The organism is Aurantimonas endophytica (assembly GCF_014196845.1).
Taxonomy (GTDB): Bacteria; Pseudomonadota; Alphaproteobacteria; order Rhizobiales; family Rhizobiaceae; genus Aurantimonas; species Aurantimonas endophytica.
Genome location: NZ_JACIEM010000006.1, coordinates 82,919 through 96,225 on the forward strand (window position 1 = coordinate 82,919; position 13,307 = coordinate 96,225).

Annotated in this window: 14 protein-coding genes and 1 tRNA gene; 4 read left to right on the forward strand and 11 right to left on the reverse strand. The window is 68.3% G+C overall.

The window, feature by feature from the left end; all coding sequences use genetic code 11:
- Nucleotides 1–52: 52 nt before the first annotated feature.
- The 4 genes from GGR03_RS20790 to hisB all read right to left on the reverse strand — a co-directional run bounded on the left by GGR03_RS20790 (nt 53) and on the right by hisB (nt 2,124).
- Complete coding sequence (locus GGR03_RS20790; protein WP_183210719.1) at nt 53–268, reverse strand: hypothetical protein; 216 nt, start codon at nt 266–268, stop codon at nt 53–55.
- 100 nt (nt 269–368) lie between these two features.
- Complete coding sequence (hisH, locus tag GGR03_RS20795) at nt 369–1,022, reverse strand: imidazole glycerol phosphate synthase subunit HisH (protein ID WP_183210720.1); 654 nt, start codon at nt 1,020–1,022, stop codon at nt 369–371.
- A 3-nt stretch (nt 1,023–1,025) separates the two neighbouring features.
- Nucleotides 1,026–1,508, reverse strand: a complete 483-nt coding sequence (locus tag GGR03_RS20800) for a DUF2628 domain-containing protein (protein WP_183210721.1) — start codon at nt 1,506–1,508, stop codon at nt 1,026–1,028.
- Between the two features lie 7 nt (nt 1,509–1,515).
- Nucleotides 1,516–2,124, reverse strand: a complete 609-nt coding sequence (gene hisB / locus GGR03_RS20805; RefSeq protein WP_183210722.1) for an imidazoleglycerol-phosphate dehydratase HisB — start codon at nt 2,122–2,124, stop codon at nt 1,516–1,518.
- A gap of 168 nt (nt 2,125–2,292) precedes the next feature.
- Here hisB and hslV point away from each other — a divergent pair, with 168 nt between their 5' ends.
- Nucleotides 2,293–2,853, forward strand: a complete 561-nt coding sequence (gene hslV / locus GGR03_RS20810; protein ID WP_183211045.1) for an ATP-dependent protease subunit HslV — start codon at nt 2,293–2,295, stop codon at nt 2,851–2,853.
- 120 nt (nt 2,854–2,973) lie between these two features.
- Here the strand turns inward: hslV and rpsA are convergent, their stop codons facing one another.
- The 4 genes from rpsA to aroA all read right to left on the reverse strand — a co-directional run bounded on the left by rpsA (nt 2,974) and on the right by aroA (nt 7,364).
- A complete protein-coding gene (gene rpsA, locus GGR03_RS20815) occupies nt 2,974–4,674 on the reverse strand; it encodes a 30S ribosomal protein S1 (protein WP_183210723.1) in 1,701 nt (566 codons plus the stop codon).
- A gap of 273 nt (nt 4,675–4,947) precedes the next feature.
- Complete coding sequence (gene cmk, locus GGR03_RS20820) at nt 4,948–5,598, reverse strand: (d)CMP kinase (RefSeq protein WP_183210724.1); 651 nt, start codon at nt 5,596–5,598, stop codon at nt 4,948–4,950.
- A complete protein-coding gene (locus GGR03_RS20825; RefSeq protein ID WP_183210725.1) occupies nt 5,595–6,008 on the reverse strand; it encodes a hypothetical protein in 414 nt (137 codons plus the stop codon). Before GGR03_RS20825 ends, cmk begins: the two co-directional genes overlap by 4 nt.
- A gap of 3 nt (nt 6,009–6,011) precedes the next feature.
- A complete protein-coding gene (gene aroA, locus GGR03_RS20830; protein ID WP_183210726.1) occupies nt 6,012–7,364 on the reverse strand; it encodes a 3-phosphoshikimate 1-carboxyvinyltransferase in 1,353 nt (450 codons plus the stop codon).
- A 320-nt stretch (nt 7,365–7,684) separates the two neighbouring features.
- Here aroA and GGR03_RS20835 point away from each other — a divergent pair, with 320 nt between their 5' ends.
- Together GGR03_RS20835 and GGR03_RS20840 are read left to right on the forward strand one after the other, a co-directional pair.
- Nucleotides 7,685–8,092: a TIGR02300 family protein gene (locus tag GGR03_RS20835; RefSeq protein WP_183210727.1), complete on the forward strand. Its 408-nt coding sequence runs from the start codon at nt 7,685–7,687 to the stop codon at nt 8,090–8,092.
- A 158-nt stretch (nt 8,093–8,250) separates the two neighbouring features.
- Nucleotides 8,251–8,326 (forward strand) — tRNA-Ala (locus tag GGR03_RS20840).
- Between the two features lie 105 nt (nt 8,327–8,431).
- Here the strand turns inward: GGR03_RS20840 and GGR03_RS20845 are convergent.
- The 3 genes from GGR03_RS20845 to GGR03_RS20855 form a co-directional block, all read right to left on the reverse strand.
- Nucleotides 8,432–9,940: an HWE histidine kinase domain-containing protein gene (locus tag GGR03_RS20845; RefSeq protein ID WP_183210728.1), complete on the reverse strand. Its 1,509-nt coding sequence runs from the start codon at nt 9,938–9,940 to the stop codon at nt 8,432–8,434.
- Between the two features lie 128 nt (nt 9,941–10,068).
- On the reverse strand, nt 10,069–11,430 hold the full coding sequence (locus tag GGR03_RS20850) for a hypothetical protein (protein ID WP_183210729.1): 1,362 nt from the start codon (nt 11,428–11,430) through the stop codon (nt 10,069–10,071).
- A gap of 74 nt (nt 11,431–11,504) precedes the next feature.
- On the reverse strand, nt 11,505–12,122 hold the full coding sequence (locus GGR03_RS20855; RefSeq protein ID WP_183210730.1) for a ribonuclease D: 618 nt from the start codon (nt 12,120–12,122) through the stop codon (nt 11,505–11,507).
- A 173-nt stretch (nt 12,123–12,295) separates the two neighbouring features.
- On the opposite strand from GGR03_RS20855, the gene ytfQ reads away from it, so the two are divergent.
- Nucleotides 12,296–13,249 (forward strand): galactofuranose ABC transporter, galactofuranose-binding protein YtfQ, encoded by a 954-nt coding sequence (gene ytfQ / locus GGR03_RS20860; RefSeq protein ID WP_418885058.1) that lies wholly within the window; start codon nt 12,296–12,298, stop codon nt 13,247–13,249.
- Nucleotides 13,250–13,307: the final 58 nt, after the last annotated feature.

Genomic DNA, 13,307 nt, shown 5'->3' on the forward strand with positions numbered 1-13,307 from the left:
ACCCTCCGCTGCATCCGGCAACCCCGTATGCTTCCTCCGCGAAGGCCGGGACCTATCGGTCCCGCCAATAGCGGGCGCGCAGGCGCGGGGCGATCATCCAGGCGATCGGCGCGGCGATGATGAAGCTCGCCACCACGACGACCGGGATGATGTACGGCCAAGCCTCGGAAATCTCCGGGAAGCTCAGCACCAGGATGATGCCGAAGCCGAAGATGACGGCGTTGATCATGCCGTAGAGCAGCATCGCGATTCGAAAGCGTGTCGACATGCCTTGCCTCGGCGTCAGGAGTGGGGTCGCCCGCCCCCGATACCGCGGCTCATGCCCCGGCGGATTGACCTGGATCATATCGCCGTGGCGAAACGGTCTCTTACGGCTTCCATTTCAGGAAATTGCCGATGAGCGCGAGACCCAGCGCCTGGCTCTTCTCCGGATGAAACTGCGTGCCCGCCTTGTTGCCGCTGGCGACGATCGCGGTGACCGTGCCGCCATACTCGGCGCTCGCCAGGACATCGGCCGCGTTTTCCGCGACGAGGTGGTAGGAGTGCACGAAATAGGCGTGCAGCCCGGACTCGCCGGTGGGAATGCCGGCGAGCAGCGCATGCTCGCGATGCGCCTTGATGGTGTTCCAGCCGATCTGCGGCACTTTCAGCGCCGGGTCCGACGGCGTGATGTGGACGACGTCGCCGGGGATCCAGCCGAAGCCTTCCGTCACGCTCTTCTCGTGGCCGCGCGAAGCCATCAGCTGCATGCCGACGCAGATTCCGAGGAAGGGTTTCGCCTGAACCTCCACCGCCTCGCGCAGCGCCTCGGTGAGGCCGGACACCGCGTCGATGCCGGCGCGGCAATCGGCGAAGGCGCCGACACCCGGCAGGACCACCCGGTCGGCCCGGCGCACCGTCTCGGGATCGTCGGTGAGGACGATGTCGGCGTCTGCGCCCGCCTCGCGGGCCGCGCGCTCGAAGGCCTTGGCGGCCGAGCGCAGATTGCCGGAGCCGTAGTCGATGATGGCGACAGTCTGCATCGGTCAGCGGGCCTTCATGGCGTCGAAGAAGCCGCCGGTCGCGGCGGGGCGGGGCGCCCGCGGCACGCTCTTCCACGGTGCCTGGGCGAGCACCGGCGTGGGCTCGGCGGCCTCGCGGCGGGGCGAGCCGTAATAGATCAGCTCGGCCTCGGCAGGGTCGTCGGCATGGAAGGCCGCCGCCTCGCGCCAGCCCTTGCGACGGTATTTCGCGGCGCGCAGGCTCGGCCCCTCAAGCGCGACGAGGATGCCGACGAGGATCGGCAGCACCGTCCCGGCAAGGCCGAAGCCCTCGACGCTGCCCAGCCAGGCGAGGCCGAAGCCGGCGACGAGCACGACCACGGCCGAGACCCAGAGCCCGTAGCGCAGCAGCCAGAGGAACGGCACCAGCAACGCCCAGACCGAGAACCGGTCGCGCACGAACACCGCCGCGTCGGTGGCGCCCGACGAAGCCGGCGGCTCGAAGACGATGTAGCGGGTCAGCGCCATGGGCCGCTCACGCCAGCATGCCCTTGGTAGAAGGCACGAGGTCGCCCTGCCGCGGATCGATCGCGACGGCGTCGCCGAGCACCCGCGCCACCGCCTTGAAGCAGGTCTCGGCGACATGGTGGGCGTTGGTGCCATAGAGGCTGGTGATGTGCAGCGTCACGCCGGCGTTCTGGGCCAGCGCCTGGAAGAATTCCTGCACCAGCTCGGTGTCGAAGCTGCCGATCTTCTCGCGCTGGAATCGCGCGTCGAAGACCAGGAACGGCCGGCCCGAGACGTCGATCGCCGCGCGGGTCAGGCACTCGTCCATGGCGAGGTCCAGCGAGGCATAGCGGCGGATGCCGCGCCGCTCGCCGAGCGCCTTGCGGATCGCCTGGCCGAGCGCGATGCCGGTGTCCTCGACCGAGTGGTGGTCGTCGATGTGGCGGTCGCCGTCGGCTTCGATCTCCATGTCGATCAGCGAGTGGCGGGAGAGCTGTTCGAGCATGTGGTCGAAGAATCCGACGCCGGTGGCGATCGTCGAACGGCCGGTGCCGTCGAGATCGACGCGGACGCGGATCTTGGTCTCGTTGGTCTTGCGCTCGACGACGGCGTCGCGCCGCCCGGCTGTCTCGGCCATCTCGTCACCTTTGAGGGGTTGCGCCCGGCTTCTATCATCCGGCCCGCATCGATGCCAACTGGCGAGGGCCAACTTGGAAAAACCCGGCCGAGCGCCCACATGCGGCGCGGATCGGCGGCCGCCGCGGCTTTCGAGGCGGCGCCGGATGAAAGGATCGCAAGTATGAGCATGGAAAGCCACGACCCGGCGACGATGTACGGCACCACCATCGTCGCCGTCCGCAAGGGCGGCAAGGTGGTGATCGCCGGCGACGGCCAGGTCTCGCTCGGCAACACGGTGATGAAGGGCAACGCCCGCAAGGTCCGTCGTATCGGCAAGGGCGGCGAGGTCATCGCCGGCTTCGCCGGGGCGACCGCCGACGCCTTCACCCTGCTGGAGCGGCTCGAGGCGAAGCTCGAGCAATATCCCGACCAGCTGATGCGCGCCTGCGTCGAGCTCGCCAAGGACTGGCGCACCGACCGCTACCTGCGCCGGCTGGAGGCGATGATGATCGTCGCCGACCGCCAGGTGACGCTGACGCTGACCGGCAACGGCGACGTTCTGGAGCCCGAGCATGGCGTCATCGCCATCGGCTCAGGCGGCAATTTCGCCCTGGCCGCGGCGCGGGCGCTGGCCGACACGGAGTACGACGCCGAGGAGATCGCCCGGCGCGCGATGAAGATCGCCGGCGAGATCTGCATCTACACCAACGGCAACGTCATCGTCGAAAGCCTGGACGAAGCCGCCTGACGCGGCCGGGCGCGACGGCCTGTCGGCTTCTTCCTCCGGCGCACCAACGAAAAAGGCCCGCAGCGAGTGATCGCCGCGGGCCTTTTGTTTCACGTGGAACCGGCCGGAGCCGGTTGCCGACTATTCCTCGTCGCCGCGGCCCTTGAGGGCTGCGCCGAGAATGTCGCCGAGCGAAGCGCCGGAGTCGGACGAACCGTACTGCTGCACCGCTTCCTTCTCCTCGAAGATCTGCAGCGCTTTGATCGACACGCCGACGCGGCGCGCCTTCTTGTCGAACTGCGTGACGCGGGCGTCGAGCTTCTGGCCGACCTGGAAGCGCTCGGGACGCTGTTCGTCCCGGTCGCGGGCGAGATCGGAGCGACGGATGAACGAGGTGAGATCGGTGTCGACGATCTTGACCTCAAGCCCGCCTTCCTTGATCTCGGTGATCTCGCAGGTGACCACCGCACCGCGGCGGACTTCGCCGGCCTCGGCAGCATCGACGAACGGATCGCCGCCGACCTGCTTCATGCCGAGCGAGATGCGCTCCTTCTCGACGTCGATGTCGAGAACCTGAGCCTTCACCATGTCGCCCTTGTTGAACTCCTCGATGACCTGCTCGCCCGGACGGTTCCAGTCGAGATCGGAGAGGTGGACCATGCCGTCGACATCGCCATCCAGACCGATGAACAGGCCGAACTCGGTCTTGTTCTTGACCTCGCCCTCGACGATCGTGCCGATCGGGAACTGGTCGCGGAACGACTCCCACGGATTGGAGAGCGTCTGCTTCAGGCCGAGCGAGATGCGGCGCTTGTTCGGATCGACCTCCAGCACGACGACCTCGACCTCCTGGGAGGTGGAGAGGATCTTGCCCGGATGGACGTTCTTCTTGGTCCAGGACATTTCCGAGACGTGGATGAGGCCTTCGATGCCCGGCTCCAGCTCGACGAACGCACCGTAGTCGGTGATGTTGGTGACGCGTCCGGTGACCTTGACGCCCATCGGGTACTTGACCCCGATGCCGTCCCAGGGATCCGCCTCGAGCTGCTTCATGCCCAGCGAGATGCGATGCGTCTCCTGGTTGATGCGGATGATCTGGACCTTCACCGTCTGGCCGATCTGCAGGATCTCGGTCGGATGGTTGACGCGGCGCCAGGCCATGTCGGTGACGTGCAGCAGGCCGTCGATGCCACCGAGATCGACGAAGGCGCCGTAGTCGGTGATGTTCTTGACGATGCCGTCGACCGTCTGGCCCTCTTCGAGGTTCTGGACGATCTCCGAACGCTGCTCGGCCCGGCTCTCCTCGAGGACGGTACGACGCGACACGACGATGTTGCCGCGGCGCTTGTCCATCTTGAGGATCTGGAAGGGCTGCGGCGTGTTCATCAGCGGCGTGACGTCGCGGATCGGCCGGATGTCGACCTGGCTGCGCGGCAGGAAGGCCACGGCGCCGTCGAGGTCGACCGTGAAGCCGCCCTTGACCTGGTTGAAGATCTGGCCTTCGACCTTCTCGTTGGCGTTGAACTTCTCTTCGAGCTTGACCCAGCTCTCTTCGCGGCGCGCCTTGTCGCGCGACAGCACGGCCTCGCCGAGGGCATTCTCGATGCGCTCGACATAGACCTCGACGGTGTCGCCGACCTTCAGGTCGCCACCGGCGCGGCCGCCGAATTCCTTGAGGGCGACACGGCCCTCGACCTTCAGGCCGGCATCGATGACGGCCATGTCCTTTTCGATCGCGACGACGGTCCCCTTGACCACCATGCCCTCGGCCACGTCCTGTTCATGGAACGAGGCTTCGAGCAGCGAGGCGAAATCCTCGCGCGACGGGTTTGCGTTCGACATTCTGTCTCCTTGGAAACTCTTCGCCGCTTCGATGGGCGAAAAGCGCCGCGCCGTGAGGCTGAGGCCCCGGTCTGGTGTTGCGTTTACCCGTGGCGCGGTCCGGTCCGGTGCCGCGATGATGCGGGCGGACCCGAAATTCCTCCGCTCTTGGCAGGAGGCGATTTCGTTCGGCGCGAGGAACCGCGGCCGGGCAGTGTTCATCATGCAGGACGGGCAGATGGCCCGCTTTCGGCCGATAGCCGAAAGGGCGGACCGTCTTGCGAAGGCCGCCCTCTAATCGTCGTCCGGGTTGGCGAGAGATCGATCGATCACGTCGCAGGCCGCCCGGAACGCCGCTTCTATACCCAATTCGCTGGTGTCCAGCAAGTGCGCGTCGGCCGCCGGCCTGAGCGGCGCGACGCTGCGTCCGGCGTCGCGGGCGTCGCGTTCCTTCACCTCCGCCAGGATCCGCTCATAGGCGACATCGCGGCCCTTGGCCCGCAATTCGTCGGTGCGCCTTCGGGCCCGCACCTCGGCGCTGGCGGTGACGAAGATCTTCACCCGCGCCTGGGGGCAGATCACCGTGCCGATGTCGCGGCCGTCGAGGACGGCGCCCGCCTCGCCCATGGCAAAGCTGCGCTGGAACGCCGTCAGCGCGTCGCGGACCGGCGGGTGGACGGCGACGCGCGAGGCGAGTTCTCCGGCCTCGTGGCCGCGCAGCGTGCCGTCGTCGAGATGCGACGTGTCGAGGCGCGCGGCGAAGGCCGCCATCGCGTCGGGGTCGTCGAGATCGCCGCCGGCTTCGGCAGCGAGCTTGCCGACCGCCCGGTAGAGCAAGCCCGTATCGAGATAGGGCAGGCCGTAATGCGCCGCCACGCGCTTGGCGAGCGTGCCCTTGCCGGCCGCCGCCGGCCCGTCGATGGCGATGGTGAGGGGACGGCTCATGACAAGGGATCCTTGGCAACGGTGTCGTCTAGACCCGGCGCGAGGGGCACCGGTGCGGCGAGCGTGAGGAAGCCGCGCGCGTCGAGCGCGAGCAGCAAGGCGGCGATCAGGACGCCGAGGAGGTAGGGCCCGGCGACCATGAACAGGATCAGCTCGATCTGGCCGATCCAGCGTCCGAGGGTCAGCACCGCGTCGATGACGCCGTTGCCGGTGACGAGCGCGCCGGCGTCTCCGGTCTCATGGACGATCGCCATCGCCCCGCATGCCGCCAGGAAGGCCGGCATCGGCAGCAGCCCCGCCAGCCGGCCCCCGAGCGTCGGGCGGCTCTGCCTGAGATGTCGAGCCCGGAACCGCCCGTAGATGAAGGCGGCCGGCAGGAACAGGACCACAAGGACGACGGCCGCCGTCAATGCTCAGCCCGCAACATCGTCGAAGCCGGCACCGAGGCCCGCCATCATCGGCTCGAAGGCGGGGAAGCTGGTGGCGATCATCCGTGCGTCGTCGACGGTGACCGGCGCCTTGCAGGCCATGCCCAGTACCAGGAAGCTCATGGCGATGCGGTGGTCGAGATGCGTCGCGACCGTCCCGCCGCCATAGCCTCGCCCGTCCGGGTCGCCGGTGACGGTCAGCCAGTCCTCGCCCGTCTCGTGGGCGATGGCGTTGGCGGCCAGCCCCGCCGCGACGGCGGCCAGCCGGTCGCTCTCCTTGACGCGCAGCTCCTCGAGGCCGCGCATCACCGTGGTGCCTGACGCGAACGCAGCAGCGACCGCGAGGACCGGGTATTCGTCGATCATCGACGGCGCGCGCTCGGGCGGTACCGTGACCCCCCTGAGCGTCGAGTGGCGGACCCTGAGGTCGGCGACGTCCTCGCCGCCGGGGATCCGCCGGTTGATGATCTCGATCGACCCGCCCATCTCGATCAGCGTCTCGATCAGCCCGGTGCGGGTCGGGTTCATCAGGACGTTCTCGATGGTGACGTCCGAGCCCGGTACGATGAGTGCCGCGACGATGGGGAAGGCGGCCGAGGAGGGATCGCCCGGCACCTCGAAATCGGCGACGCCGGTCAGGTTGCCCTGGCCCTCGAGGCGGATGTGGCGGACGCCATCTCCGTCGGTCTCCACCCCGATCACCGCGCCGAAGCCGGCCAGCATCTTCTCGGTGTGGTCCCGCGTCATCACCGTCTCGATCACCGTCGTCGTGCCCGGCGCGTTGAGGCCGGCGAGGAGAACCGCCGACTTCACCTGCGCCGAGGCCATCGGCACGCGATATTCGATCGGGGCTGCGACCCGCGGCCCCCGGAGCGACAGCGGCAGCCGGTCGCCGGAGCGCGCGACGACCTGCGTGCCGATCAGCCGCAGCGGATCGAGCACCCGGCCCATCGGCCGCTTCGACAGCGAGGCGTCCCCGACGAAGGTCGCGCCGAAATCATAGGAACCGACCAGGCCCATCGTCAGCCGCGCGCCGGTGCCGGCATTGCCGAAATCGAGAACTTCCTCGGGCTCCAGCAGGCAGCCATTGCCGACGCCGTCGACGATCCAGGTCTCGCCCTCCTTGCGGATCCGCGCGCCCATGGCGCGCATGGCGTTGCCGGTGGCGATCACGTCCTCGCCCTCGAGCAGGCCGCGGACACGGGTCGTGCCGCTGGCGAGGCCGCCGAACAGAAAGGCACGGTGCGAGATCGACTTGTCGCCCGGCACCTTGACCCGGCCGCTCAGCTTCCCGGCGTCTCGCGTGGCGAGCGGCCGTGGCCGCGTGGTTCCGTGCATGATGCATCCCTGTTCCTGGCTGGCGGCGGCGCCCGATTCCGCGGCGCTTTTCCCGCCGATGGCGCGCTTGTCGCGCCGACCCGGCAGGCTCGGTGCGACCGCGCCCTTTCTGTCTCCGCGATCCGGCTTTGACAAGGGCTGGGGGACGCCGTAAGGGACCAACCGATTTTCAACGGACCGGGAACGCGGCAACCATCGTGCCGGCGGCGCATTCGCAACGGATGACACCGCGGCGCGGCGGCCGGTCCCCCGCCACCCTGCCGATCATCCGCCGCGCCTGCGGCCGGAGGGTACGGCGGCAGAACGACGACGAGGCAAGCATGGCCAAACCCGAACTCGGCACCAAGCGGATCGATCCGGAAACGGGCCGCAAATTCTACGATCTGAACAAGGACCCGATCGTCTCGCCCTATACCGGCAAGACCTACCCGCGCTCCTATTTCGAGATCGAAGCCGTCGCCTCCAAGAAGAAGGTGGTGAAGGAAGCGGAAGAGGAAGAGGAGGAGGTCGAGACCGTCGAGGTCGAGGCCACCCCGAACACCGTCTCACTCAGCGAGGTCGAGGAAGAGGAATCGGACGACGCGACGCCCGATCTTCCGGATGTCGACGAGACCGACGACGAGGACACGGCCGACGACGACGACACGTTCCTGCCGGACGAGGAAGACGAGGACGACGACGACGTCGCCGACATCATCGGCGGCGGCCGCGACGACGACGACGACTGAACGTCCGACGGCGCGGCTGCCCTCGCGGTGGCCGCCCTCCCGACGCCCTTGTCCGGTGCTGTCGGAAATCGCTTGATCTTCGTGGCGGACTTTCATATGAACCCGCCACACCACGCGGCCCGCACCCAGGGGCCGCGTCTTCCGCCTGACGGCGGCGTGGGGCCATAGCTCAGCTGGGAGAGCGCTACAATGGCATTGTAGAGGTCAGCGGTTCGATCCCGCTTGGCTCCACCAAATCACTTCCACCTGAACACGCCCAGCAACCACCCGCTCGCGATTTGGCTGGCTTATCTAACAGTCGGACTGCGCGGCGATGATCAGCCTGCCGGCTGCCAGCGCCTACCCCGCACCCTCTCCCCTCGAATCGACCGACTGCCCCACCATGCCGACGAGCCGGAAGGTCACGCCCTCCGGTTCGAAGCCGAGCGTTGCCTTGCCGTCGAAATACGGGCCGACGATGCGCTCGATCAGCCGCGTGCCGAAGCCGGTGCGCGTCGGCGGCGTGACCGCCGGGCCGCCATGTTCGCGCCAGTCGAAGACGAAGCCGTTGTCTTCCGTGTGCTGCCAGGTGATGTCGACGCAGCCGCCGGGCTCCGACAGCGCGCCGTGCTTGACGGCGTTGGTGGCGAGTTCGTGCAGCGCCAGCGACAGGCCGACCACCTGCTGGGCGGTCAGTTCGAGTTCCGGGCCGTTCACGTCGAACCGTCCCTCGCCGGTGCGATACGGCGCCAGCGCGTCCCGCACGACCTCGCCGATCGCCGCATGGGTGCCGCTGGTCTGGGTGAGGATGTCCTGCGCGCGGGCCAGCGCCTCGATGCGCGTGCCGATCGAGTCGCGAGCCTCGGCGACCGAGGATGCCGTGCGCAGGCTCTGGCCGACGATCGACTGGACCATCGCGAAGCTGTTCTTCATCCGGTGCGACATTTCGCGCGTCAGCTCGAGGCGCTGCGCCTCGGCCTGGTGCTGCAGCGTGCGGTCGCGCAGGATCTTGACGTAGCCGAGGTGATTGGCGTCGTCATCGCGCAACGGCATCATCTCGCCCGAAGCCCAGAACTGGCTGCCGTCGCGGCGCTTGTGCCAGCGTTCGTCGGAGCCGCGGCCGCGTTCCTGCGCAGCCTGCATCTCTTGGTCGGGAACGCGGGCGACCTGGTCGTCCTCGGTGAAGAACACGTCCGCGGGCCGGCCGATCATCTCGGCCTCGCTCCAGCCGAGGATCTCCTCCGCACCGACGCTCCAGGAGGTGACGCGGCCGTCGAGGTCGAGCGTGATGATGCCGAAATCGACGGCGCTGTCGACGATCTGGCGGTGCCGCGTTTCCAGCTCCTTCGCCTCGCGCAGCGCCTGTTGCGTCGCCGCCAGCGAGCGGCGCAGCTCCAGCTGCGTCATCGCCTGCCGCGCCAGCAGCCGCAGCGTCCGGAGCTGGTTCTCGTCGAGCTCGCGCGGCTTGTGGTCGAGGACGCACATCGTGCCAATTGGCACGCCCTCGCGGGTCTTCAGGAGGGCGCCGGCATAGAAGCGGACCTTCGGGTCCTCGTAGACCAGCGGATTGCCGTCGAAGCGCGAATCCTTCGTCGCGTCGGGAATGACGAGAATGTCGTCCACCAGCAGCGCATGGGCGCAGAACGACGTCGCGATCGGCGTCTCGCGCACGCCGAGCCCGAGTTCGGCCTTGAAGAATTGCCGTTCCACGTCGACGAGGCTGACCAGCGCGATCGGCGTTCCGCAGACTTCCGCCGCGATCCGGGCCAGATCGTCGAACTCCGCTTCCGGCGGCGTATCGAGAATATCGAAGCTCCGGATCGCTTCGCTTCGCTCGCTCTCGGTAAAGCCTGGCTTTTCTTGCGTCACACACACTGTCCTGTTCGCGCCCAGCAACGGCCCGTCCCTACCGGCTTAGAGGCGAAGGTGCCGTCGTGGCAACCGCCGGGACGCTGCTTCGCGGCGAAAGCAGCATCCGGCCCGCTGCCCGGGCGCAATTAGTCGCGCAATTCGATCCAGATGACGTCGCTCGCGTCATCCGGCGTCGTCCGCGCCGCGATGGTCTCGCCGTCGAACCCGCCGATGACGGCACGTGCTGCCGTATCGGGAACCGCGACCGCCGAGATCCAGACGGCGGGCACCGGCTCGGCTTCCGGCCGGCTCGCCACCGGCAGCGCGTCGAGCGTCGCATTGTCGTCGATGCCGAAATAGCCGCGCGGGCGCATCATGTTGACCACCTCGCCGGACAAGAGCTGGCCGGCGACGGGCGCCGCCTCGGCGGGAAACAGCCGGAGGTCGGCGATCTCGGTGGAGCGCGGAAAGGCGGCGCGATAGATGCGCGTCGTCGGATGGCCCTCGGCCTCGACGACGAATTCGTAGGGCTGGTCGGGCTCGACAGTCAGCGGGCCATAGCGCCCGTCCGCGGCGACGGTCTGGCGCAGGACCGGCTCTCCCTGGCGTTCGGCCGTCTCGGCATCGACGGCGTAGACGGTGAGCCTCGCGCCCTCGAGGGCCACGTTGGTCGGGGCGCCGTTGGCCCAGCCGGAAATCTCGCCCGAAATCTGCGGCGCCGTCTCGGGCTCGATGTCGAGACGCGCCGGCGGTTGGCCGGCGACTGCGTTGTGGATGGCGATGAAGGCCTCCGGCGCGGTCGCGGTCTCGCGGTGGTCGAGTCCTTCCAGGACGAGGTTGTCGGCGCCTTCGAGCGCCGGAGCGTCATAGGACACGCCCGTCGACTCCCCCGGCAGGCCGATGAACCGTCCGTCCGGCTGGGCGTAGAGGTCGAAGCGGTCCGAGCGCAGCACGGTGGTCGGAATGCCCTCCGGCACCTCGCCGCCGGCATTGAGGCTGGTCAGGAAGTGCCCGGCGCCGTTAAACTCGGCGTCAAGCTGCTCCTGCGGATTGCGATAGGCGCCGTGGCTGAGGCAGCCGGCGAGCACCAGCCGGGCGACCTTCGCGGCGCCGCCGAAATTCTTCACGTAGTTGCGCGCCGTCTGACAGCCGCGGCCGTGGGCGACGATCGCCACTTGCGCGGCGCCGGTCTCGGCGAGCGCCCGATCCACCGTCGTCGCGACGGCGCTGGCGGCGTCCCCGGTCGAGGAGCGGTTCTCCTCCGGCACCGTGTCGAGGGTCGGCGCGGCCGGATGGTCGATGTCCGCCGCGAACAGGAAGTCGGCGGGGTAGCCGTTGGATTCGAACCGCCAGAGCGTGGTGGTCCAGAACCCGGCGCCGTCGCGGTCGCCATGGACGAAGACGATGGGCGGCGCGGAGTCGCCCATGGCTGCGTCTTGACCGGCCGCCGGCGTCACGACCAAGGCAAGGGCAAGCGCCGCCAGGGCGCGGCGATAGAACAAGGCCATGCGGCTTCCTTCGATGGCAGGGCGAGCGGCGGCGCGGCCCGTGGCTATCCGCCGGAGCGCGGTGCGCCGGCAGGTCAGACCGAGTGGGAGAAAATGTCTTCCTCGTCCCAGCCTGCGAGATCGAGGCGGGCGCGCGTCGGCAGGAAGGCGAAGCAGGCCTTGGCGAGGTCCATGCGGTCCTCGCGCTCCAGCCGCTTGTAGAGCCCGCCCATGATGTCGTGGAGGTAGAGGACGTCGGAGGCGGCATATTCGACCTGCGCCGGGGTCAGCGTCTCGGCCGCCCAGTCGGAGGATTGCTGCTGCTTGGAGAGGTCGACGCCGATCAGCTCGCGCGCCAAGTCCTTCAGCCCGTGCCGGTCGGTATAGGTGCGGGTCAGGCGCGAGGCGATCTTGGTGCAGAAGATGCCGTCGGTCATCACGCCGAAGGCGTGATAGAGCGCCGCCACGTCGAAGCGGGCATAGTGGAAGATCTTGGTCTTCGAGGCGTCGCGGAGCAGCGCGGCGATGTTCGGCGCCTCGCGCTGGCCCTTGGCGATCTGCACCACGTCCGCCGTGCCGTCGCCCGGCGACAGCTGGATGACGCAGAGCCGGTCCCGCCGCGTGTCGAGGCCGAGCGTCTCGGTGTCGATGGCGACAGGCCCGCTATAGCGGGAAATGTCGGGAAGATCGCCTTTATGGACGCGGATGGTCATCGCCTGCCTTCGCTTTCGCTAGTTCCTGCGCCCGCTCTAGCGGATTTCGCCGGCGACGCAAAAGCCTGATGACCGCGCCGTCACGGAGCTTGACAGCAAAAGTATTATCATACGACCTTAAGCGGTCGGCGGGAGACCGGCTTTCAACACTGGGAGGTGATCGCATGCGTTTCATGAAACATGCCGGCGCGGCCGTTCTTGCCGCAGCCTTGCTGTCCTCGTCGGCGATGGCCGCCGACATGACGGTCGGATTTTCGCAGATCGGTTCGGAGTCCGGCTGGCGCGCCGCCGAGACTTCGGTGACCCGGCAGGAGGCCGAGAAGCGCGGCATCGACCTGAAATTCGCCGACGCGCAGCAGAAGCAGGAGAACCAGATCAAGGCGATCCGCTCCTTCATCGCGCAGGGCGTCGACGCGATCCTGCTCGCCCCGGTCGTCGCCACCGGCTGGGACCAGGTGCTGGAAGAGGCGCAGGAGGCCGAGATCCCCGTCGTCTTGCTCGACCGCATGGTCGATTCCTCGGACGACCTTTACCTGACGGCGGTCGGCTCCGATCTCGTGCATGAGGGCCGGGTCGCCGGCGAATGGCTGGTCGAAACGGTCGGCGACAAGGAATGCAACGTCGTCGAGCTGGAAGGCACGACCGGCTCCTCGCCGGCGATCGACCGCAAGAACGGCTTCGCCGAGGCGATCGCCGGGCACGACAACATCGAGATCGTGCGGGCACAGACCGGCGACTTCACCCGCACCAAGGGCAAGGAAGTCATGGAGAGCTTCCTGAAGGCGGAAGGCGGCGGCCAGAACATCTGCGCGCTCTACGCCCACAACGACGACATGGCGGTCGGCGCGATTCAGGCGATCAAGGAAGCCGGCCTGAAGCCGGGCGAGGACATCCTCGTCGTGTCGATCGACGCGGTGCCGGACATCTTCCAGGCGATGGCGGCGGGCGAGGCGAACGCCACGGTCGAGCTGACGCCGAACATGGCGGGCCCGGCCTTCGACGCGCTGGAGAAGTTCAAGGCCGACGGCACCATGCCGCCGAAGTTCATCCAGACGGAATCCAAGCTCTACACGCAGGCCGACGACCCGATGGCGGTCTACGAGGAGAAGAAGGGCCTCGGCTACTGACGAGCGGAGCGGGAGCCGCGCTACGGCAGCGGCTCCCGGCCTTGCATGGGCCAGTCTT